This is a genomic window from Niveibacterium sp. 24ML, assembly GCF_026586805.1.
Classification (GTDB): Bacteria; Pseudomonadota; Gammaproteobacteria; order Burkholderiales; family Rhodocyclaceae; genus Niveibacterium.
This window is the reverse complement of sequence record NZ_JAPFHA010000021.1, coordinates 63,469-86,269: the sequence shown is the minus strand read 5'-3', so window position 1 is coordinate 86,269 and position 22,801 is coordinate 63,469. Positions and strand designations below refer to the sequence as shown.

General features: G+C 62.8%; 17 protein-coding genes and 1 pseudogene. 7 read left to right on the top strand and 11 right to left on the bottom strand.

The window, feature by feature from the left end:
* Positions 1 to 6: 6 nt before the first annotated feature.
* From OPU71_RS16655 to OPU71_RS16640, 4 genes are all read right to left on the bottom strand, one after another.
* On the bottom strand, positions 7 to 1,956 hold the full coding sequence (locus tag OPU71_RS16655; RefSeq protein WP_267729167.1) for a 3-hydroxyacyl-CoA dehydrogenase NAD-binding domain-containing protein: 1,950 nt from the start codon (positions 1,954 to 1,956) through the stop codon (positions 7 to 9).
* Positions 1,957 to 2,455: 499 nt separating this feature from the next.
* Complete coding sequence (locus tag OPU71_RS16650) at positions 2,456 to 3,739, bottom strand: acetyl-CoA C-acetyltransferase (protein ID WP_267729166.1); 1,284 nt, start codon at positions 3,737 to 3,739, stop codon at positions 2,456 to 2,458.
* Positions 3,740 to 3,823: 84 nt separating this feature from the next.
* Complete coding sequence (locus tag OPU71_RS16645; protein ID WP_267729165.1) at positions 3,824 to 6,319, bottom strand: acyl-CoA dehydrogenase; 2,496 nt, start codon at positions 6,317 to 6,319, stop codon at positions 3,824 to 3,826.
* Between the two features lie 17 nt (positions 6,320 to 6,336).
* Positions 6,337 to 7,074 carry a TetR/AcrR family transcriptional regulator gene (locus tag OPU71_RS16640; RefSeq protein WP_267729164.1) on the bottom strand — a complete coding sequence of 246 codons (738 nt, stop codon included), beginning with the start codon at positions 7,072 to 7,074 and terminating at the stop codon, positions 6,337 to 6,339.
* A 177-nt stretch (positions 7,075 to 7,251) separates the two neighbouring features.
* On the opposite strand from OPU71_RS16640, the gene OPU71_RS16635 reads away from it, so the two are divergent.
* Positions 7,252 to 9,066: an ABCB family ABC transporter ATP-binding protein/permease gene (locus tag OPU71_RS16635; protein ID WP_267729163.1), complete on the top strand. Its 1,815-nt coding sequence runs from the start codon at positions 7,252 to 7,254 to the stop codon at positions 9,064 to 9,066.
* On the opposite strand, the gene OPU71_RS16630 is transcribed toward OPU71_RS16635, so the two are convergent.
* The 3 genes from OPU71_RS16630 to prsT all read right to left on the bottom strand — a co-directional run bounded on the left by OPU71_RS16630 (position 9,063) and on the right by prsT (position 13,590).
* Positions 9,063 to 9,704: a ParA family protein gene (locus OPU71_RS16630; protein WP_267729162.1), complete on the bottom strand. Its 642-nt coding sequence runs from the start codon at positions 9,702 to 9,704 to the stop codon at positions 9,063 to 9,065. The genes OPU71_RS16635 and OPU71_RS16630 overlap by 4 nt on opposite strands.
* A 160-nt stretch (positions 9,705 to 9,864) precedes the next feature.
* Complete coding sequence (xdp1, locus tag OPU71_RS16625; protein ID WP_267729161.1) at positions 9,865 to 10,674, bottom strand: exosortase-dependent surface protein XDP1; 810 nt, start codon at positions 10,672 to 10,674, stop codon at positions 9,865 to 9,867.
* 147 nt (positions 10,675 to 10,821) lie between these two features.
* Positions 10,822 to 13,590 (bottom strand): XrtA/PEP-CTERM system TPR-repeat protein PrsT, encoded by a 2,769-nt coding sequence (gene prsT, locus OPU71_RS16620; protein ID WP_267729160.1) that lies wholly within the window; start codon positions 13,588 to 13,590, stop codon positions 10,822 to 10,824.
* Positions 13,591 to 14,019: 429 nt separating this feature from the next.
* On the opposite strand from prsT, the gene OPU71_RS16615 reads away from it, so the two are divergent.
* The 5 genes from OPU71_RS16615 (at position 14,020) to OPU71_RS16595 (ending at position 18,267) form a co-directional block, all read left to right on the top strand.
* Positions 14,020 to 14,931, top strand: a complete 912-nt coding sequence (locus OPU71_RS16615; protein ID WP_267729159.1) for a transporter substrate-binding domain-containing protein — start codon at positions 14,020 to 14,022, stop codon at positions 14,929 to 14,931.
* 84 nt (positions 14,932 to 15,015) lie between these two features.
* The gene (locus tag OPU71_RS16610) at positions 15,016 to 15,753 is read left to right on the top strand and encodes an amino acid ABC transporter permease (protein ID WP_267729158.1); all 738 of its coding nucleotides are present in this window, start codon (positions 15,016 to 15,018) and stop codon (positions 15,751 to 15,753) included.
* A gap of 10 nt (positions 15,754 to 15,763) precedes the next feature.
* Complete coding sequence (locus tag OPU71_RS16605; protein WP_267729182.1) at positions 15,764 to 16,429, top strand: amino acid ABC transporter permease; 666 nt, start codon at positions 15,764 to 15,766, stop codon at positions 16,427 to 16,429.
* 18 nt (positions 16,430 to 16,447) lie between these two features.
* The gene (locus OPU71_RS16600; protein WP_267729181.1) at positions 16,448 to 17,176 is read left to right on the top strand and encodes an amino acid ABC transporter ATP-binding protein; all 729 of its coding nucleotides are present in this window, start codon (positions 16,448 to 16,450) and stop codon (positions 17,174 to 17,176) included.
* A 110-nt stretch (positions 17,177 to 17,286) separates the two neighbouring features.
* Positions 17,287 to 18,267 (top strand): asparaginase, encoded by a 981-nt coding sequence (locus OPU71_RS16595; protein WP_267729156.1) that lies wholly within the window; start codon positions 17,287 to 17,289, stop codon positions 18,265 to 18,267.
* An 8-nt stretch (positions 18,268 to 18,275) separates the two neighbouring features.
* Here the strand turns inward: OPU71_RS16595 and OPU71_RS16590 are convergent, their stop codons facing one another.
* From OPU71_RS16590 to OPU71_RS16585, 3 genes are all read right to left on the bottom strand, one after another.
* Positions 18,276 to 20,069: a monovalent cation:proton antiporter-2 (CPA2) family protein gene (locus OPU71_RS16590; RefSeq protein WP_267729155.1), complete on the bottom strand. Its 1,794-nt coding sequence runs from the start codon at positions 20,067 to 20,069 to the stop codon at positions 18,276 to 18,278.
* Between the two features lie 254 nt (positions 20,070 to 20,323).
* Positions 20,324 to 20,479: an integrase core domain-containing protein gene (locus OPU71_RS21380; protein ID WP_420712395.1), complete on the bottom strand. Its 156-nt coding sequence runs from the start codon at positions 20,477 to 20,479 to the stop codon at positions 20,324 to 20,326.
* Between the two features lie 187 nt (positions 20,480 to 20,666).
* Positions 20,667 to 21,320: a hypothetical protein gene (locus tag OPU71_RS16585; protein WP_267729154.1), complete on the bottom strand. Its 654-nt coding sequence runs from the start codon at positions 21,318 to 21,320 to the stop codon at positions 20,667 to 20,669.
* Positions 21,321 to 21,671: 351 nt separating this feature from the next.
* On the opposite strand from OPU71_RS16585, the pseudogene OPU71_RS16580 reads away from it, so the two are divergent.
* Positions 21,672 to 21,782: pseudogene (locus OPU71_RS16580) on the top strand (IS5/IS1182 family transposase); the annotation flags it as partial.
* A 61-nt stretch (positions 21,783 to 21,843) separates the two neighbouring features.
* On the opposite strand, the gene OPU71_RS16575 reads toward OPU71_RS16580, so the two are convergent.
* On the bottom strand, positions 21,844 to 22,785 hold the full coding sequence (locus OPU71_RS16575) for a CysB family HTH-type transcriptional regulator (RefSeq protein ID WP_267729153.1): 942 nt from the start codon (positions 22,783 to 22,785) through the stop codon (positions 21,844 to 21,846).
* Between the last annotated feature and the right edge of the window lie 16 nt (positions 22,786 to 22,801).

Genomic DNA, 22,801 nt, shown 5'->3' with positions numbered 1-22,801 from the left:
GCGGTTTCAAGCTGCCTTGCTCTTCATGTAGTTCATCGGACCGCCGCGGAAGGGCGCAAAGCCGGTGCCGAAGATCACGCCCGCATCGGCAAGATCATCGTCACCAACAACGCCCTGCGCAACACAACGCTGGGTCGCGTCAAGCAGGGGTTTGACAAGCCGCTCGGCCAGCCCAGCCGGCGCGCTGACCGGCGATTTCTGCGCCTTGCCATTCACCCAAGTGTAGAAGCCCTTGCCCGACTTCTTGCCAAGATTTCCACCCGCCATGAGCTCCGACAGCTTCTTTGGCGCTTCGCTTGCGCCGGTGAGCCCCTTGCCGGCCGCCATCGCGATATCCAGGCCCACCGTGTCGGCCAGCTCAATCGGCCCCATCGGCATGCCGAACGCCAGCGCGGCGGCATCCACCGCCTCGGGGGCGAGGCCCTCATCCACGCAGCGCATTGCTTCAAGCAGGTAAGGGCCAAGCACGGCATTGACGAGGAAGCCCGGCGCACTCTTCACCGGCAGCGGCAACTTGTCGATCCTGCGGACGAAGGCCGCGGCCTTTTTCGCCGCTTCCGGATCCGAGTTCGCCGCCGTCACTACCTCCACCAGCGGCATCTTCGGCACCGGGTTGAAGAAGTGGATGCCGACCAGTCGCGACGGATTCCTGAAGGTGGCCGCGATATCTTCGAGCTTGAGCGACGAGGTGTTGGTGGCGATCACCGCATCAGGCTTGGCGCGCGCTTCAACGTCGGCAAACAGCTTCTGCTTCACTTCCAGGTTTTCGAAAATCGCTTCGATGATCACATCCGCCTGGGCAACGCCCGCACCCTGCGGATCAGCGATCAGGCGATCAAGCGTGAAGCGCACCTGCTTCTTGTCACCGCGGAAGCGCTTGGCGTAGTACTCGGCCGCCCGCTTGATGGCCGGCGCAATGCGCTCGACGCTCTGGTCCTGCAGCGTGACCGTCATGCCCTTCGCCGCGCAGACCGCCGCGATATCGCCACCCATCACGCCAGCGCCAATCACGTGCACATGTTTGGGGGCGAAGTCCGAATCCTTGCCGAAGGCCTTCAGGCGATCCTGCAGGAAGAACACGCGGATCAGGTTCTTGGCCGTGGCCGAGCCGAACACCGATTCGAGCGACGCCGAGTGGCTGGATGGCACCGCCAGCGCATTGCCGCCAAAGTTCTGCCAGATGTCGATGATTGCGTAGGGCGCCGGGTAATGCTCCGGCCGTGCGCGCTTGGCCACCTGCTTGCGCGCGCCACTGGCCACCACGCCCTTGAGCGGGCCGAGCATCAACTTCTGCATGAAGGGCAGCGCGCGACGCGGGCGGCCAGACAAGACCACCATGCGGGCGGTGTTCTCCATCACGCGCGGCGGCACGCATTCGTCGGCCAGCCCCATCTTCTTCGCGCGTTTGGCGTCGATGTTCTTGCCGCTCAGCATCATGTCCATCGCCGCGGCAGGACCGACCACTTCGGGCAGGCGCAGCATGCCGCCCCAGCCAGGGACAATGCCGAGCATGACTTCGGGCAACGCCATCTTGGTGCCCGGCTCATCCACCGCCACGCGGTAGCGGCACGCGAGCGCGAGTTCCAGGCCACCGCCCATGCAGTGACCACGCACCAGCGCAAGTGTGGGGTATTTGACGGCGGCCAGGCGGTTGAAGAGATCCCAACCACGCTTGACCAGCACCTTCGCGTCTTCAACCGTTGCGATCTTGGTGAACTCTTCGATATTGGCGCCGGCGATGAAACCCGCCGGCTTGCCGGAGCGAATCACCAGGCCCTTGGGCGCGTCACGGTCGAGTTGATCGAGCAGGCCACCCAGCTCTTCCATGACTTCACGGCCCAGCGTGTTGGCCGAGCCGTCGGCCGCATCCAGCGTAGCCCAAGCCACGCCATCCGGGTCGCGTTGAAGTTGCCAGTGTTTGAAGCCCTGCATGATGTCGTCTGCTCCGAAATGCATGCGATCAGCCATTCAGGCAATCGCATCGAATAAAAAGACCGCCGTCGTCGCGCCCCCCAGCGCCCCGTCGGCGGCATAGCGATAGCTATTCTTCAAACCAGTGCAGGTCGGACACGAAACCGTGAACAACCCCGGCCGATATGACCCCCGCCTGCAATGCTCAACCGTGCGAAACCCGATCGCGACGCTTCGAATCAATCGTCGAGGGCCACGCGCCCGACTTGATCATTCGACCCCGCTGCGAAAACCCCACAACCGTGCTGCTGAAAATGTTGCGGCGGTTGATCAGTGCCAAGGCAAATCGCCTCTCCAGCCCCGCCTGCCTGGGTGCCTGCCGCAACCTCGCACTGACGCAGCGCGAGACCTTGATCCCGTTTTCATGGGTGTAGCGGCGCGGCAGATCGAACGTCAAATCAACCAGCAGCCCTATCCTCATTCTCGGCCACTCCCCAACCTTCGGCCTCCAACACCGTACGCCGGTGTATGGAAGAGCGAGAGATTACACAGTCTCGACCAGCATCGCACCACCCTGCCCGCCACCAATGCAGATGGCTGTCATGGCACGTTTTCCGCCAGTACGCCGCAGGTGCTGCAACGCGTGCAGCACGATGCGCGCGCCGCTTGCGCCAACCGGGTGCCCAAGAGCGACCGCGCCGCCGTCGACATTGAGCTTGTCCTGATCCAGTTCGCCCAGCGGCGCATCAAGGCCAAGCTGCTCCTTGCAGTACGCCGGATCCTTCCAGGCCTCGATACAGGCAAGCACTTGTGCCGCAAAAGCTTCGTTGATCTCCCAGGTGTCGAGATCGTTCAAGGCCAAGCCCTGCCGCTGCAGGATCGGCGTGGCGGCATGAACCGGCCCGAGCCCCATCTGATCCGGCGCCAGGCCGGCCCACTGCGTGTCGACGATCTTGCCGATCGGCTTGAGGCCGTACTTCTGCACCGCCGCTTCCGAGGCGAGGATCAGCCAGGCAGCGCCGTCGGTGATCTGCGAGCTGTTGCCCGCCGTCACGTAGCCGTACTTCTTGTCGAAGAAGGGCTTGAGTTTGGCCAGCCCGTCGGCGGTGGAATCGTGACGCACGCCATCGTCCTCGGCATAGACGTTGCCCTTCTCGTCGATCATCGGAACGATCTCGGCGGCGAAGTGCCCCGCCTTCTGCGCCGCCGACACCCGCTGGTGACTGCGGGCGGAAAACTCATCCATGCGGCGGCGATTGATGCCGAACTTGTAGGCGATGTTCTCGGCGGTCTGCCCCATCAACTGGCCTACGATCGGATCGGTCAGCCCCTTCATGATGCCGATCACCGGCGCGAGGTAGCCGAGCTTGAACTGGCGCAGCGCGGCAATCTTCTGCCCGACGGACTTGGTCTGATACCAGCCGGAGAGCCAGCGAACCATCGCGTCTGAAAACAAAAGGGGCGCGCGCGACAGCGCATCCACGCCGCCTGCCATCACCAGTTCGGAGCGGCCAGCGAGGATGTTGTTGATCGCCGAATCGATTGCCTGCATGCCGGATGCGCAATTGCGCATCACCGTCCAGCCCGGCACGTTCAGGCCGCAGCCCATGCGCAGCGCAATGACGCGGCCGATATTGACCTCGTCAGGCGAAGGCGAAGCGCAGCCGACGATCACCTCGTCAAGCTGGTCGGGACGGAAGGGCTGGCGGGCCAGCAGGGCAGCGCCCGCAACAGTGGCCAGATCGGCTGCTGCAAACGGCCCCGGTGCATTGCGCGCCTTGAGAAAGGGCGTGCGGGCGCCATCGATGATGTAGATCGCTTGCTTCATGAAGTCCCCTGCTACGGTCTGCTCGCCTTTGCGGCGGCAGGGCGGAGCTCCCCGCCCCGCCCTTTGGTAAGAATCGAACCTGCGTCAGGCTGCGGCGCGCGAGGCTTCGTGCACCACCTTGTCAGCCGGGCGCACATGCGAGTTGATGTCGCCAATGCCCAGATCGTTGGGGAAGTCGTCCACCCGGATGACCTTGGCGCGCAGCACGTCACGGCGCTCAAGCAGCTCGGCTTCTTCGCGGCTGATCACGCCATTGGCCTGCGCCTGCGCGATCAGCTCCTTCGGTGCGCGCGCGTTGAGCTTGCCGGCCTTCTGCGCGGCACGCAGCTTGGCTTCAACCGCGTCGGCCTTGACCGAAACCTCAAGCGCCATTTCCAGCACGCCAACCGGGTCTTCCTCGTTGCCGCGGAAGAAGAACGAGCCGGCCACCAGGCGATCGCGCGTGGCGCTCGGGGCGATCAGCAGCGCTGCCACCTTGTGGCCCAGCTTGTCAGACGGCACCACGTACGGACGCCCGAGCGGGAAGATCAAACGACGCAGCATCATCGACAGGAAGCGGTTCGGGAAGTTGGAGATCACGCCCTCGAACGCGTTCTGGGCCTTGAACATCGCATCCCAGATCGCCCAGTGCATCAGCGGCGCATCCGCTTGCTGGCGACCCTCTTCCTCATAGCGCTTGAGCGTGGCCGAGCACAGGTACATCTGCGAGAGGATGTCGCCCAGACGCGCCGAGAGCTTTTCCTTACGCTTTAGGTCGCCGCCCATGTAGAGCATCGACACATCGGCGAGGAAGGCAAACGCGGCGGAGAAGCGGGTCAGCTGCTGGTAGTAACGCTTCGTTTCAGGCGCCACATCCGGCGTCGAGTTCCAGTGCGAGCCGGTCAGTCCATACACCAGCGCACGCGCGGCATTGCTGACGGTGAAGCCGATATGGCTGAAGAGTGCGTCGTCGAAAACCTTGAGACCGCGCGCGGTATCCGAATCCTGTGCCGCCTGCATCTCTTTGAGCACGAACGGATGGCAGCGAATGGCGCCCTGCCCGAAGATGATCAGGCTGCGCGTGAGGATGTTCGCGCCCTCAACGGTGATGCCGATCGGGATCTGCTGGTAAGCGCGCGCGAGGAAGTTCTGCGGCCCCATGCAGATGCCCTTGCCACCGAGGATGTCCATACCGTCGTTTACAACGGTGCGGGCACGTTCGGTGACGTGATACTTGACGATCGCCGACACCACCGACGGCTTCTCGCCCAGGTCAATCGCGCCGGCGGTGAAGGTGCGCGCCGCATCACACATGTAAAGGTTGCCGCCGATGCGCGCTAGCGGCTCTTCGATACCTTCGAACTTGCCGATCGAGGTCTTGAACTGCGCGCGAACGCGGGAATACGCACCGACTGCGCGTGCGGTGAGCTTCATCATGCCGGTGTTCGAACCCGGCAGCGAGATCGAACGGCCCGCCGCGAGGCATTCCATCAGCATGCGCCAGCCTTGGCCGGCCATCTTCGGGCCGCCGATGATGAACTCCAGCGGCATGAAGACGTCGTTACCCCAGTTCGGGCCATTGTGGAACATGGCGTTGAGCGGCTGATGCCGTCGGCCGATGTTCACGCCCGGATGGGTGTTGGGCACCAGTGCGCAGGTGATACCGAGGTCTTCGACATTGCCGAGCAGTTTGTCCGGGTCGTAGAGGCGGAAGGCCAGACCCAGCACGGTACAGATCGGGCCCAGCGTGATGTAGCGCTTGTCCCAGGTCACGCGCATGCCAAGCACTTCCTTGCCCTGGTACATGCCCTTGCAGACCACGCCGCGGTCAGGAATCGAAGCCGCATCGGAACCGGCCACTGGGCTGGTCAGCGCAAAAGCCGGAATCTCGATGCCCTTGGCCAGACGCGGCAGGTAGTAGTCTTTCTGCTCCTTGGTGCCGTAGTGCAGCAGCAGTTCGGCCGGGCCGAGCGAGTTCGGCACCATCACCGACACGGCAGACGCGGACGACCGCGTTGCCAGCTTGGTCACCACTTCAGAGTGGGCGATGGCCGAGAAGCCTTTGCCGCCGTACTCCTTGGGGATGATCATGCCGAGGAAGCCCTTGTCCTTGATGAACTGCCACACATTCGGCGGCAGATCGTTGTAGACGTTGGTGGTATCCCAGTCGCTGACCATGCGGCACAGCTCTTCGGTTTCGTTCTCGACGAAGGCCTTCTCTTCGGCACTGAGCTTGGCGGCCGGGATCTCAAGCAAGCGCTTCCAGTTCGGGCGGCCAGCGAAGAGCTCGCCATCCCACCACACGGTGCCCGCCTCAAGCGCCGTCTTCTCCGTATCCGACATGGCCGGGAGGATCTTGCGATAGAGCTTGAAGATCGCGCTGGTGATCAACGTGCGGCGCAGTGCGGGTATCACAAAGGGCAACAGGGCTGCCGCATAGATGCCGATCGTCAGAGCCGTAGTCAGCACCGACCATTCAGCCACCCAGGACATCCCCGCGAACCAGGCCACGCCGGCAAGCAGCCAGGCAAAAAGCGGCGCCCGCCCAAAAGCGAGCGCGATTGCCATGAGAGGAAGCAAGCAAATCAGAAGCCAAAACATCGCCATCTCCTTAAGCGTTAGGCGCGCGCAGCGCCAAAATCCGGAGCAAACGCCCCGTCCCCGACACCCCCTGTCGGCAGCTGCGCGTGCGGGCTAATCAAATCCGGAAGGGGAGCCCGCAAACCCCCAAGCAGGAAAGACATCAACCGCGGCGCCAACTGCGCCGGGTCATCATCGAAACGGCCACTGACAAGTTGCAGGGCATCGATACCGGAAATGGCATACGACACCGCCCCCATCATGAAATGCAGCCGCCACATGATCTCGGCCAGCGGCACCCCGGGCAGTGCCCGGCGCAGCGCATCGGAGTAACGACTGATCACGTCGCTGAACTCCTCGGCCATGAATTTGCGAATGAACTGCGCGGGCTCGGTGTAGGTCCGCCCGAGCAAGCGCATGAAAGTGTGCCCGCCGTGGCGGGTATCGGTCGCCATTGCCAGCACCGGCCCAAAGAAGCCCTCCAGCACCTGGGACGCCTTGAGCGGCAGCCCTTCAGCCTCCAGCTCCATCTGATCGAGCGCATCGAGGCGCATCCGGTTCAACTGCGTCAGCCGGCGATGGAAAACGGCCTGAAATAGCGCTTCCTTGGTACCGAAGTGGTAATTCGCCGCCGCCAGATTGACCCCAGCGTTGCCGGTAATCAGCCGCATCGAGGTGCCCTCGAAGCCGTGCTCGGTGAAAAGCACCTCCGCCACATCGAGGATGCGCTCGCGGGTCTCCCCCCCGCTTCGCGTTTCACCAGTCTGCGTCGCCACACCCCACCCCGCGTTCAAACGTTCGTTTTAATCATACGTCAGATCAAAGCACTGTCAACAGATTTCCGTACGCAGGCGTATGTGCAGCGCAGCATTGCGGCGGCTGGCTTTGTGGGCAATCGCAAGCACCAGCGCCGGAAGCCGGCGAACCGCGGGCAAGCGGGTAGAATAGGAATGATGCGACGCGGATCCAGCCTCCCCCCTCCACCACCTTCCGGCGCTGAGCGCCACGATCTCGAAACGCTCAAAGCGCTCCTCCCCTACCTCTGGCGCTATCGGTGGCGGGTTGGCTTTGCGTTGGCCTGCCTGCTGTCGGCGAAGTTCGCAAACGTCGGGGTGCCGCTGGTCTTCAAGAAGCTGATCGACGACCTTTCGCTAACCGGCGAGCAGGCCTTGATGATGGTGCCAGCGAGCCTGCTCGTCGCTTATGGCGTGCTGCGCTTTTCCACTTCGCTCTTCACCGAATTACGCGAAGCGGTGTTTGCCAGGGTCACGCAGGAAGCGGTGCGAAGGATCTCGCTTGAAGTCTTTCGCCACCTGCATTCGCTTTCGCTGCGCTTTCATCTGGAACGGCAAACCGGCGGTCTGACCCGCGACATCGAGCGCGGCACCCGCTCCATCGGCTCGCTGATCAGCTACACGCTGTATTCAATCGCGCCGACACTGGTCGAAATCGCGCTGGTCGTGGGGATTCTGCTCAAGAAGTACGAACCCAGCTTTGCCCTCATTACGATTGCGACGCTCACGCTCTACATCACATTCACGATCACCGTCACCAACTGGCGCACCGCCTTGCGCCGGGAAGCCAATGAGCTGGACTCCGCAGCCAACGCAAGAGCCATCGACAGCCTCATCAACTATGAAACGGTGAAGTACTTCAACAACGAAGACTTCGAGGCCCAGCGCTACGACAAACACCTGCGCACCTGGATCGCTGCTCAGATTCGCAACCAGTATTCCTTGTCGGCACTGAACCTTGGGCAGGCCCTGATCATCGCGTGCGGCGTCACCGCCATGATGTGGCGCGCTGTGCAGGGCGTGCAGGGGGGCAGCATGACGATCGGCGACATCGTCCTGGTCAATGCATTCCTGATCCAGCTCTACATTCCACTGAACTTCCTCGGCGTGATGTACCGCGAAATCCGGCAAGCCCTGACAGATATCGAACGCATGTTCGGTCTGCTCAAGACCAATCGCGAGGTTGAGGATGCCCCGGGCGCGAGCGAATTACCAAAAGGCTCCCTCGGCGTACGGTTCGAAAACGTGGATTTCTCCTACGAGCCGAATCGGCAGATCCTGCACGGCGTGAACATCAGCGTACCCGCAGGAAAAACCGTCGCAATCGTCGGGCACTCCGGCTCCGGGAAGTCAACGCTCGCGCGACTGCTGTACCGCTTCTACGACGTTACCGGGGGGCGCCTTGTCGTCGGGAACACCGATGTTCGCGAACTCAGGCAACACAGTCTGCGGAGTGCGATCGGCATCGTTCCGCAAGACACGGTCCTGTTCAACGACACGATCCGCTACAACATCGAGTACGGTCGCCCGGGCGCCAGTACCGAAGAAGTCGAGAACGCAGCCCGTGCCGCACAACTCCACGACTTCATCGCACGTCTGCCCGACGGTTACGAAACCCGCGTCGGCGAGCGCGGGCTAAAACTCTCGGGCGGCGAAAAGCAGCGCGTCGCAATCGCCCGGGCGCTGCTGAAGAACCCGCCCATCCTGATTTTCGATGAGGCCAGCTCCGCGCTCGACTCGAAAACCGAGAAGGCCATTCAGGCGCAACTGGAAGCCGCAGCAAAGGGCCGTACAGCGATCGTGATTGCTCATCGCCTGTCCACCGTCATGAATGCGGACGAGATTCTCGTTCTGGACAATGGCAGAGTCGTCGAACGCGGCCAACACACAACCCTGCTGGCTGCCAATGGCCAGTACGCCTCCATGTGGGCGCTTCAGCAGCAAGAAGCGGCGAAAGACGAGACCGCAGCCTAGTCGTCGACCAGTTTCACCCACCGCTCGATCGGCTGCCATTGTTGGCGGTCCTTTGCCACGCGCGACTCCGGCACATCGAACAAGGTCATGCCGTGAGCCGTCAATTGAACGTAGTTCTGCGTATTCCTCAGGTGAGCCAGCACAGGCAAGCCCAGGCCATCAGTGAATCGAGCCAGTTGCTCAGCGGAGCGCGTGCGCGGATCAATACGCATCGCAACGATCGCCACCTGAACCCCGCGAGCAGCCTTCATTTCAGCGAGCGTCTCAAGAAATGCCCGCGTCGCCAGAATGTCGAACATGGAGGGCTGAAGTGGCACCAAGACGGCGTGGGACAGCTTGACCAGGCCTCGCAACTTCTCACCGTGCAGTCCGGCCGCAGTGTCGATCACCGCGTGCGTTGTGCCTTTCGGCGGACGGGCAGGCTGGCCGGCTTCGAGCGCCCAACTCGCAATTCTTGGCAAACCTGCCGGCCGGAGGCTCAACCACATCCGCGCCGACTGCTGGCGATCGACATCACCGAGCATGACCCGGGTTGAACCATCGACCTGACCACGCCAGGCAAGATGGCCAGCAAGATTGGTCGAGAGCGTGCTCTTGCCTACGCCCCCTTTCGGGTTTGCAACCATCAGCACACGCATCGGCACGCCTCTCCAACCTGGAACGGAGTCGGAATCTTAGCCCGGCCCACCTTCAAAACCGACATCGAGCGCAATCCGCCCAAAACCTGCGCCCAAAAAAAACGCCGCTTTCGCGGCGTTACACGTTTCTATCGAAACGTCAGAGCAGTCTTTGACCCGGTCACTCGGGGCGGCGCCCCGCACGGCATGCCGCAATCAACCCAAGCCCAACCAGCAGCAGCGATGCAGGTTCCGGCACCTTGCCGGGCACATCACCGGCAATCGTCTTCAACTTGATCGCGTCATTGCCCACATTCCAGCCAGGATCACCACCGACCAAGGGGTTAAACGCGCCAATCAACCACAGGCTTGACGAGACATTACCTGCGTTGATACCCGTAATCGCATTCGCCGCGACGTCTGCATAGTGACCGATCAGCGTCCAGCCACGGTTGGTCAGGTCACTGTATTTCCTGGAACTCAGCGAAGAAGAACAATTGCCCGCCGCAACACAGGCACCCGTTCCCGTGTAAGCCAAAACGGTCATATCGGAATCAGCGCCTTTCCAGCCGATGGAGAGGCTTGTGAGCGCGACCTTGTTGGACGCGCCAAAATTCATCAATACCGAGTCATAGCGCTCGTTATTGTCGATTGCATGCTCGGGTGAATTACCCTCACTGACATCACAGTTGGCAGCTGCGCCGCTCAAACCGCACGCATCGCGGTTCTTTTCGCCCAAGCCTGAACCCGAATAGACCGACATATAACCGGTCTCAAGCGTATACAAAGACGTATCCGCGCCTGAGCCACCGGAATTGGAATACGTCGTAGCGGTCACAGACGGGCCCGAGCTAGAAACTGTGCAACTGGTGCCGCCAACGACAGCACACTTGGTCGTCGTGTCAAAGGACCAGCTATACGCCGCTGCGGCAGGCAGGCTCGTCGTAACGAGAATTGCCGCTGCCAGCCAGATTTTCTTTGATTGCGTCATTTCAAGCCCTGTCTCTTTCTGCCCCGGGTTGTCGGCGCTTTGAGCAACTATAAGCAAAGGCCACGCCAGAACAGTAACTTATTGATTTTTCTATGCTAAACAATGCCAAAGCAGGCCGACACCATAATGCCGTAAAAAAGACCGACATCACACGCCAAGCTCCGCAGCAAGCTTGCGAGCCTCCTCCGGCATGCCTGGTTTTGCGAGCTCAGATCGAACAGGGGACAGTTCATCCCTCGCTTCCTTGATGCGCCCAACCTTAGCCAACACCCATGCCAGATGAAACCGAATCTCTGCGTCGCGCGGGCTGCGCAAACGCGCATCGCGCAAATAGCCCAAGCCTCGATCAAGTTGCCCGGTCTTGGCCAACACCCAGCCGTAGGTGTCGATCACCTGCGGATCATTCGGCGCTGCGCGCCATGCGCGCTCGGCCGCGCCAAGAGCGCCCGGGTCCCCCAATTGCAAGAGCACCAGTGCGTAGTTGTTCAGCAATCCCGTCTGCGGCGAGCGCTTGATCAAAGCCTCAAGCGTCGCCTTGGCCGCCTTCAGGTCGCCGCTGCGGATCTGGGCTTCGGCAATCGCGATCGGCACCTGCAGGTCATTACTGGACTTGTTGGCCTGCTGGTATTCCTGGAGCAAGGCCAAACCGCGCGCAGGCTCGCCGGCCGCGAGGAAAGCGCGATATGCCCGCAAGGCATTGTCGGCCGTCCGCTCCCGTTCGTAGGCTGTGCGGTGGTGTGCAAGCCCCGCTGCCATCTGCCCCCGGCTCAGCGCAACATCGCCCAGGACTTGATAGCCCGCGGCACGTCCGGGATAGCGCTCGACGATCGCGCGCCCCTGTCGCTCGGCAAGCGCCAAATCATTGTTGCGCAGTGAAATTTCGGCTTGGAGTTCAAGCGCCGGGAGGAAGTCGGACTGCGCCTCAAGCGCCTTGCTGACCGAGATAGCCGCACCCTGAAGATGCGCGGCGGCAATCTGCATCCGCGCGATCTGCACCAGCGCAGCCGGGTCGCCCTCAAGACGCTTGCGCGCCTCGCCGAGCGATTCCTTGGCACGTGCCGTGTCGCCGGCTGCGAGTTGACTGCGCGCCAAGGCGAGCAGAATCGGCAGATCCGAAGGCATGGCCGCCGCCGCCGTGCGGGCGATTCTCACTGCCGTGGCGGAATCACCCGCGGCCAGGGCGTCTTCAATCAGGATCAGCGGCGCGCGCGGATGACGTGGCGCGACAGCCATCGCCTTCTCCAGCCCCTTCTGTGCGCTCTCGACCTTGCCCGCGCGTCGATCGAGCAGCGCCAGGTCAACCAGGGCATCGGCGTTTGCTGGCTGCTCGCGCAGCATTTGTTGCAGGCGGGCACGCGCCGCATCGGCATTGCCATCAGCGATGTCGAGCCGCGCAAGGTTCAGGCGAGCAGGGTCAAAACGAGGATCAACCGCAATTGCGGCCTCGTAGGCTTTGCGCGCCCCTGCGCGGTCACCGGCCCGCGCGCGCGCGAGGCCGAGCAGGTTGAGCACGATCGGGCTGCGCGGGTTTGCGGCAAAGAGACGATCCAGCACCGCCACCGCCTGCGCAGCTTCGCCGCGCTGAAGCAGCAGCACAGCCAGCGACGCACCGATGGCTTGGTCGGCAGGATTCGTCTCGAATGCACTGCGCAGCTGCAAGGCGGCCTGGGCATCGAGCCCCTGCCCCGCAAGCGAGGCGCCAAACGTGGCGCGCATGCCTGCATCGGCGCTACCTTGACTTACCGCCCGCTCCAGCAGGGCGCTGGCTTTAGCGTAGCGTTTCTGCACCAGATAGGCCGAGCCAAGCAGCGTACGCGCCTGCGCATCGGCGGGCACCCGCCGCAAGTAGTCCTCAAGCAAGGTCGTTGCTCGCGCGACATCGCGACTGCTGAGGTAGGCAGCGGCGAGCATCCGCGTTGCACCCGGGTGGTAGGGCTGCAGGCGCAGGAAGCTTTCGAGGTTAGCGCGGGCCTTCTCAGTATTGTTCAGGCTGTAATGCGCCATGCCGCCGATCAGCAGCAGGTTCGCACGCCGCGCCCGAATCTCCGGCGGGATCACGTCAATCGCCTTGACGACTTCCGCCATCTCGCGCGCCACGCCGGCCACGTCGTTCTTGCGCGCGGCAAGCACCCCGCGACGGTAGGCCGCGCGAGGGTCGGCAGGCGCTTGCGTGCGCAGGACTTCGAGATCCTTGGCGGCCTCAGCATCTCGATCAAGCTCAATCAAGATGTCGATACGTGCGAGCCGGGCGTCGACCATCATTGCATCAAGCGTCAGCGCACGCCCAAAGGCATCCAGCGCGGCCGTTTGCTGACGATTGGCCGCCAAGGCCGCGCCGCGCGCCGCCCAGGCTTCCGCGCGCTGCGGCGCGAGGGTGATCGCTTGCTGCGACAGCGAGAGCGCGCGTGGCAAGTCACCCACCCGTAGCGCCTGCGAAGCTTCGGCCATGATCAGCGTTGGCGCGCGCGGATCAATCGCACGCGCCTCATCGAAGGATTTTTTTGCGGCGCGGTGATCGTTGAGCTCGCCTTCAGCGCTGCCGCGAACGATCAGCAGATCCTGACGAACACTCGCCGGCAGGGCTGCAGGAATGCCGCGCGCGATGACTTCGGCGAATCGCCCCTGCGCATAAATCGCCTGCACCAGCGGAAGCTCGACTTCCGCGCGGTCAACACCGAGCTCGATCGCCGTGTTGAATGAGGTTTCCGCGCCCACGGCGTCGCCGACGGCCAGCAGCGCACGCCCAAGCAAGACATGGGCGGCGAGCATCTTGCGGTTTTGCTGCAAGGCATTCTTGAGCTGGATGACGGTGCCGGTATAGTCGTTGCGCTGGTAGCGCGCCAAAGCGTCTTCGTAGAAGCGAGCGGCCTTGTCGGGGTCTGCCGCAAAGGCCTGAAACGGCAGCAGCACGGCCATGGCCCCGGCAGTCAGGAGACCTCGAAGGCTGCGGCGAGCGGGATGGACGGGATGGGGCAAGGTGGACACTCGGTTGACTGGCCCCGCGAGTATAGGGAGTCGGGGCGCGCGCAGCCGTGACTTCTGACCTCTCGGGCGCTGTGGATCTGGCAGAAAGCGCTGAACTGCCATATTCGCGAAGCCGCACCTCGGCTGACGGGGGCTTTCGGCTGACATCAGGGGCCGAACGAAGCCTCACCCACATCGTCCCCGTGCAGCCAAAGCGGCATCGGAGATGCCGTTGCGCGCGATCCGATCGCGATCATGCGTGTTTCTACTGATGCATGTTGTCGGTCAGGTGGTACAGTTTTCGCTCGCTTGACGCTGAATCTCTGGTGATTTCCTCGCTTCCGCCGAGGTTCGCTTCCGATCCACAAGGAGTCCTAAAGCATGATTTCACGTACTGCACTTGTCGCGACCCTGCTTGGCGCGCTGTTCGCCAGCAACGCCCAAGCCCAATCGCTCGACGGAACACTCAAGAAAATCAAGGACAGCGGCACAATCACGCTGGGTATCCGCGAATCGTCGATCCCGCTTTCGTATCTTGATGCCGCGCAGAAGCCGGTTGGCTACCACATCGACATCTGCAACCGGATCGTCGACTCGATCAAGCAGAAGCTCGCGCTGCCGAATCTGAAGGTCAATACCCAGGCGGTCACCTCGCAGAACCGCATTCCGCTGGTGACCAACGGTACGGTGGATCTGGAATGCGGCTCGACGACGAACAACGCTGCGCGTCAGAACCAGGTTGCCTTCGCACCCACGACGTACGTGACCACCGTTCGCATGGCGGTCAAGAAGTCGTCGGGGATCAACAGCCTCTCTCAGCTCGACGGCAAACCGGTTGCAACCACCACCGGCACCACCTCGGTGCAACTGATGCGTGCGCATGAGAAAGGCAAGGGCGTGAACTTCAAGGAGGTCTACGGCAAGGACCACGCCGACAGCTTCCTGATGCTGGCGTCTGATCGCGCCGTCGCCTTCGTGATGGATGACAACCTGCTGGCCGGCCTGATCGCCAGCTCGCAGAATCCGGGTGACTTTGCGGTGGTTGGCGAGCCCCTGTCGGTGGAGCCGATCGCGATCATGTTCCGCAAGGACGATCCGCAGTTCAAAGGCCTGGTGCACTCCGCGGTGCGCGATTTGATCAAGAGCGGCGAGGTTGAGAAGCTCTACACCAAGTGGTTCACCCAGCCGATCCCGCCGAAGAACGCAAACCTTGCACTGCCGATGAGCGACGCGCTCAAGGGCGCGCTGAAGACGCCGAACGACGCGCCGGCCGAGCAGTACAACAAGAAGTAAGCCGTTTGGCGGCATCCCGCCCGGGATGCCGCCACTCCCCAAGCAGCCAGATCGGCTGCCATTCAAGACAGGTTGCCGATTGCGATGAATTACCACTGGAACTGGCATGTCTACCTCGACCAGGTCAGCGCTGGCGATGAGCGGTATCTGGACTGGATCATCTCGGCGTTAGGCTGGACCATTGCCGTGTCGATGTCGGCCTGGCTGATCGCCCTGACACTCGGCGCCCTGATCGGCACCCTTCGCACCGCCCCCAATCGCTGGCTGGTGGCCATCGGCAACGTATGGGTCGAAGGTTTCCGCAACGTGCCGCTGCTGGTGCAGCTCTTTCTGTGGTTTTTCGTCGTGCCCGAGTTCCTGCCCGCCGAGCTCTCGCGCTGGGTCAAGCAGGACATGCCGGCGAAGGAGTTCTTCACCGCGGCGATCTGCCTCGGTTTGTTCACCTCGGCACGGGTGGCCGAACAGGTGCGCGCCGGCATCCAGAGCCTGCCGCGCGGGCAGAAGATGGCTTCGCTCGCGATGGGCTTCACGCTGCCACAAACCTATCGCTACGTGCTGCTGCCGATGGCCTTCCGGATCGTGATTCCGCCCCTGACATCCGAGTTCATGAACATCATCAAGAACTCGTCGGTTGCCTTTGCGATCGGCCTGATGGAGCTGACCTTCATCTCTCGCCAGATGATCGAGGAGTCTGGCCAGGTCTTCGAGAGCCTGCTTGCCGCAACGCTGCTCTACACGATCTGCGCATTCAGCGCGAACCGCGTCATGACCTACATCGAAAAACGAACCCGCGTACCCGGCTACATCGCCGGTGCGAAGTAAGGGGATGACGATGCTCGGCCAACTCGATTTTTCGGTCATCGCCCCCGGCCTGCCCTTCATCTGGGAAGGCCTGCTGTTCAGCCTCAAGCTCACGGTCGTCGCCATGGTGGGCGGGATCTTCCTCGGCACCCTGCTTGCGCTGGCGCGCATTTCGGGCGGCCCGGCTCTGGCTGCGTTCGCAACCGCATATGTGAACACCATGCGCTCGATCCCGCTGCTGATGGTGATCCTGTGGTTCTTCTTCCTGATCCCGCTGTTTACCGGCGCACCGATGGGCGCCGAAAAATCGGCCCTGATCACCTTCACGGCTTTCGAGGCGGCCTACTACTCCGAGATCATGCGCGCCGGCATCCAGAGCGTATCGAAGGGGCAGGTCAACGCCGGCTACGCGCTGGGCATGACCTACTGGCAGTCGATGAAGATCGTGGTGCTGCCGCAAGCCTTCCGCAACATGCTGCCGGTGCTGCTGACGCAAACCATCATCCTGTTCCAGGACACCTCGCTGGTGTACGCCATCGGCGCCAAGGATCTGCTCAAGGCGGCCGAGATCACCGGCAAGAACTACAACCGCCCGATCGAGATGTACCTCTTCGTCGCGCTGGTCTATTTCGCCATCTGTTTTGGGCTCTCGATGCTGGTCAAGCATCTGCAGAAGCGCATTGCCATCGTTCGCTAACGGACCCTCCCCATGTCGATGATCGATATCCGCAACATTTCAAAGTGGTACGGCCAGTTCCAGGTGCTCACCGACTGCAGCACCCAGGTCAAGCAGGGTGAAGTGGTCGTGGTGTGCGGCCCCTCGGGTTCAGGCAAATCAACCTTGATCAAGTGCGTCAATGGCCTGGAGCCTTTCCAGAAGGGCGACGTGGTCGTGAACGGCATTTCGGTGGCCGATGCCAAGACCGATTTGCCCAAACTGCGCGCGCGCGTCGGCATGGTATTCCAGCACTTCGAGCTGTTCCCGCACATGAGCATCATCGGCAACCTGACGATCGCGCAGACCAAGGTGCTCGGGCGCGGCGCGGACGAAGCGCGCGAGCGCGGCATAAAACTGCTCGATCGGGTCGGCCTCAAGGCGCACGCCAGCAAGTTCCCCGGCGAGCTCTCCGGTGGCCAGCAGCAGCGCGTGGCAATTGCCCGCGCACTGGCGATGGACCCGATCTGCATGCTGTTCGACGAACCGACCTCGGCACTCGACCCGGAGATGATCAACGAAGTGCTCGACGTGATGGTCGAGCTCGCCAAGGAAGGCATGACGATGATGGTCGTCACGCACGAGATGGGATTTGCCCGCAAGGTTGCGCACCGCGTGATCTTCATGGACGCCGGGCAGATCGTTGAAGATGCGACGAAAGAGGCCTTCTTCGGCCAGCCGCGCTCGGAGCGCGCGCAGCAGTTCCTCTCCAAGATCCTGCAGCACTGAAGGGCGCAGCCCCGAGGCGAGCGGCCCGCGACTTGCGCAAGCATCGCGGGCCGCCTGCATTGGAAGCGGCGCGGTATCCTGCCCACCTCACCCGGCACCAACAGAACGCCATGCCCCATCTGCTCCTTGTTGCCACCGGCGGCACCATCGCCGGCAGCGCAGCCGATTCAAGCGATACGGCGCACTACCGCGCCGCCGCACTCAGCGCCGAGACCCTGCTCGCTGCACTGCCCGAGGCCGCGTCGATCGGCAGCGTCAGCGCCGAACAGCTGTTCGCGCTCGACAGCAAGAACATGCAGCCCGCGCACTGGCTCGCGCTGGCGCAGCGGCTACGCGAGCGGATCGCCGATCCGGCGATCGACGGCATCGTCCTCACCCACGGCACCGACACCCTTGAGGAAACCGCGTTCTTCCTTCACCTGACCCTGCCACGCAGCAAGCCGATCGTGCTCACCGCCGCCATGCGCCCCGCCACCGCGCGCTCGGCCGACGGCCCGATGAACCTGCTGCAGGCATTCGCCTGCGCCGCGCAGCCCGAAGCGGCCGCGCATGGCCCGCTGGTCGCAGCGGGCGACCGGATCTGGCGCGCGCGCGATTGCCGCAAGCGCCACAGTCATGCGCCTGACGCACTGGGGGGCATTGAATGCGGCCCGGTCGCCAGCGCGATCGGCACATCCATCCAGTTTGAAGCCGCAGCCCCGGCTACGGCGCCCCGCTTCGGCGGCGCCCTGGCCACCGCGTTGCCGCGTGTCGATGTGATCTGCGCTTACGCCGGCGCGCCGGCAGACCTGCTCGAAGCCAGCGTCGAACGCGACGCCAAGGCGCTGGTGCTGGCGCTCACCGGCCACGGCAGCGTGCCGGACGACTGGCTGCCCGCGATTGCCGCCGCGCGCGCCGCGGGCATCGCGGTGGTGCGTGCCAGCCGCGTCATGGCCGGCGGCGTGGCACCGCAGGCGAATTTTGACGACGCCGCCCACGGCACGCTGGTGTGCGGGCGCCTCAGCCCGTGGCAGGCGCGCATCGTGTTGATGCTGGGCATCGCCCAAGGCCACGACGCACTGCAATTGCAGGCTGATCTGCTGGGCGCCTGAGACGGCGGCTAATCGGCCCTCTCGGCCCTCTCCGGCTTCTCTCGCTTGTCCTGCCGACGCTCGACGTCCAGGATCGAAGCCAGCTCTTCGCGCGCCTCTTTCGAGGTCTGGATGAGCTGCTGCTCGTCGTGATACACCGCCTGCTGCCGCGCCAGCAGCATGCGGTCATTGTCGAGGAAGCGCGCGACAGTTTTCGCGATGTCCTCATCTGGCACGCCCAGCGCATCGAGCACCTCACGGCCCATTTCCACGCTTGAAAGCAGAGTTTCGCGCACCTGCACCGTCACACCGAGGTCGATCAGACGGTAAGCGTGGAAGCGGTTGCGCGCACGCGCCACGATCGCCACCTTCGGGTAATGCCGCCGCACCAGCTCGGCCACCTGCAGCGAGTGCTCGACATCGTCGATCGCCAGCACGAACACCTTGGCGGCAGATAGCTGCGCAGATTCAAGCAAGGCCAGGTGCGCGGTGTCGCCGTAGAAGACCTTCATGCCGAAACGGCGCACGGTCTCGACCTGATCCGGATCACTATCGACGGCGGTGAAGCGGATGCCCTGCTTCATCAGCACGCGCCCCACCACCTGCCCAACCCGCCCGAAGCCGGCAATGACCACCGGCGCCGGATCGGTTGGCAATTCGTCGTAGGGCCGCGCAGGCTTCTTGGCTTCGCGGCGCGCAAACCAATCGTTGGCGAGAAAGAGCAAGGGCGCGAGGGCCATCGAAATCGCCACCGCCAGCGTCATCTGCTCGGCCAGTCGCCCCGGCACAAGCCGCCCCTGCTCGACCATGCTGGTCACCACGAACGCAAATTCGCCCCCCTGCGCCAAGGCCAAGGCCAGCGGCCGCGCCGTGCTCGCGCCATCGGGTGCAAGCAGGCGCAAGACCCACAGTACGGCCAGCTTGATCGCGATGAGGCCAAGCGCCATGCCAATCACGCGCGCGGGCATCGTCGCCAGCAGATCGAGGTCGATGTTCATGCCCACGGCCATGAAGAAGAGGCCGAGCAGCAGCCCCTTGAACGGGTCGATGGTCGCTTCAAGCTCGTGGCGGAACTCGGAATCGGCCAGTAGCACGCCGGCGACGAACGCCCCGAGCGACATCGACAGCCCCACCGCCGCCATCAGGCTCGCCAGCCCCAGTGCGCACAGCAAGGCCGCGGCGGTGAACAATTCACGGCTGCCAAATCGGGCGACGTACACAAACAACCAATGCAGCAACTTGCGCCCGACAAGCACCACCACCAGCAGCACCGCCAGCCCCACCAACGGCGCCCGACCCGCCTTGGGCAATCCCACATCGAGCAGGGGGATCAGGGCGAGCAGCGGAATCACCGAGAGATCCTGGAACAGCAACACCGCGAAGGATTCACGCCCGTACTGGGTAGTGAGTTCCTTGCGCTCGGCCAGCGTGGGCAGCACCAGTGCGGTGGATGACAGGGCCAGCGTCCAGCCGATCAGCAGACTGGCCTTCACCGAAAGCCCGAAGCCCCACGCCGCAACAAGGCCGATTGCCACGCCGCAACCGACCATCTGCAAACCTCCAAGCCCGAAGACCTGCCGCCGCAGCGCCCACAGCCGCGAGGGCTGAAGCTCAAGTCCAATCACGAAAAGCAGCAGCACGATGCCCAGTTCAGCGGTGTGCAGCAGGCTTTCCGGATCACTCACCTGGTTGAAGCCGAAGGGCCCCACCAGCACGCCGGTGGCCAGATAGCCCAGCACGGTGCCCAGCTTGGCGCGCTTGAACAGCGGCACCAGCAGCACGGCGGCGCCAATGAGGGCGGCAAAGGTTGTCAGCGAGTTCATCGAAGGCTCACCAAAGTCCAGTCATCGGGGATTGTCACTCACATAGGAAGCCGAGAATCGAAGGCTGGCCCAAGACCCTAGCTTTCGATTCGGTAGTCCCCCGAAAAGCAGGCCAGCGAAAAGTAGAACCGTCCGGCTACGCCCCCCCGCTGGTCGGGAACGATGTCGCCCAAGGCCAAATTGGAGGGCTCGTAGCTGACGCGTAACATTCATTGCGTGGCGCAACTGTGACGCTCAGCGATAGTCGCCCAATGTCACAGTGAAATCCATTCGTAGCGGAGGGTTCGCACAAACCGCTCGACGTAGGGGTTCTCGTCTGGCTTGCCGGACTCAAAGTATTCGAGCCGGACGCATCTCTCAGCCCCCCGGCCCGGAATGGGCGGCTGATAACTCCGGGCAACTCCTCGCACGACAGAGCGAACGCTGGTCACGACTCTCGCGCCCCTCAAAGCTAGCGATATGAGCCAACGCGAGGAGACTCCACCGACAGACACAGATTCATTCACCCTAGCGGGGCCTGCTTTTAGCCAAAGGTGTCCAACGCAAGCATCCGGGGCGGGGATTCCCGCCAAAGGCAGCGAGCATCAACTTAATCGCTCAACGATCTATCGAAGACGAACCACCAGCAATGCGTTGCCACAAGATCTCAGGACTCGTTGTGCGCTGCAAGAGCATTCGCGCAGTAACGATCAACGAGCCCAACGACACAATCAATCCACCAACGTTCAGGACGATATCGCTCAGATTAGCAAGCTTCCCCTGAACAACATTCACTCCTGTTGCATCTAGACTACTACTCCAAGCGACGCCAAAGTAGTCCGTCACCGCGCCGAAGAGTAGTTTCTCCCCCAAATTGGAGATGCTAGCAGCGAGCATTGTCTGAACTCCCGCGGCAAACAAAACCAGGCCAAGACGACACTGAATGTCTCTCTCGAACCTTAATATGCGGAGAGCGCCCATAGCCAGAGCAGCTACACCCACAGAAGAAACGGTGAATCCAAGCCATGGGTGATTTGGCGACAATGGAAACTCCATCTGAGAAGCGTTGTATGCGACTCCAAAGCATGCTGCCACAGCTCTCGAGGCAAACCACTCACACTGGGCGTTGATGTCGCCCGTAAATGCGAAGACGCCCGTCTGCGCCAACAGCCGGCGAATGGCAAAGTCGAAAACAGTAAGCACAACCAAACTCAGCGCGATACGACGAATAGCCTCTTCGAGATGGCTTCTCTCGATGCCAGAAATTCCCATTACACCCCCACACCAAGTGTGCGATTTGCCTGCGAACCACTCGCGCACAGAACAGCGCACAAGTGGCTAAACGACTCAAGGCGCCCGTCAGTCCAAGACGCGCGACCACTTCCCTTGTTCGCCCTACCCCAGAGAAGAACACCGCAGCGCGGCGAATCCTTTGCGCGCTGAGATCAGAAACGTTAAAGCAACAGCATCAAGGAGCTCGGCCATCCCCCTTCATGCCCTGACGACAGTCCATATTTCCGTAGACACCGCTTGGCCCGGCGCTAGCGGTGAAGTTGCAATTGTTCTGGGCTGCAGTATTCGCCCCCTCGCTCCAAAGATAAGCCCCAACAGCGTCTGCAACGGCTGAAGGACTTCGTCGCGCACATGCGCGAACACCGGCTCAAACCGCACATCGCGCTTATTGACGGGTGCAAAACGCCGAGCCTCGATGGTCGCGCGACGGGCACCGAGGGCTAATGGGGCAGGCAGCGCAAACGATGGTTGGCGCAACTTCTCAGTGTTTTGCATCGGCCTGCTAAAGCCCCGCGTCCGTCCCTCCACCCAAGAGCGCTGCGTCCACCACGCGCCGAGTCAGATGCGGCGACATCAGTTCGATGAAGCCATACACATAGCCGCGCAGGTAGGCATTGCGGCGGATGCCGATGCGCGTGACCGCAGAATCGAACAGGTGCGACGCATCCACCGCGCCGATGCGCCGGTCGGTGATCGGATCGAAGGCGATCGACGCGATCAGCCCGATGCCCAGGTCCATCGCAACATAGGTCTTGATCACGTCGGCGTCCATGGCCGCCAGCACCACGTTGGGCTTGAGCCCACGGCCAAGGAAGGCGCGGTTAACCTCGCTGCGACCGGCGAAGGTGGTGTCGTAGGTCACGATGGGGTACTTCGCGATCTCCTCAAGCGTGAGCGGGCTGGCCTTGAGGATCGGGTGGCGCGGCGTCGCGATCACGCAACGGTTCCACTGGTAACTGGGTAGCGACACCAGGCCTTCGGTGTCGCCCACGGCTTCAGTAGCAATCGCCAGATCGGCCTCGCCATCCTGCACCCAGTCGCACACCTGGCGCGGGCTGCCCTGGTGCAGAGTGAGGCGCACGCCGGGAAACTTCTGCACGAAGGCCTGCACCACACGCGGCAGGGCGTAGCGCGCCTGGGTATGCGTGGTGGCGATGTTGAGCTGGCCCTCGGACTCGTTACGGAACTCGGCGCCCACCTTCTTGAGGCTATCGACTTCGCCCAGCATTCGCTCGGCTATCGCCAGCACCTGCCGCCCCGGCTCGGTGATGCCGGTGAGGCGTTTGCCGTGCCGCACGAAGATCTCGATGCCCAGCTCTTCTTCGAGCTGCCGGATCTGCTTGGAAACCCCGGGCTGTGAGGTGAACAGCGCGTCAGCGGCGTCCGATACGTTGAGACCGGCACGCACGACTTCAACGACATAACGCAGTTGCTGCAAGTTCATCGTGACAGAGGCTATA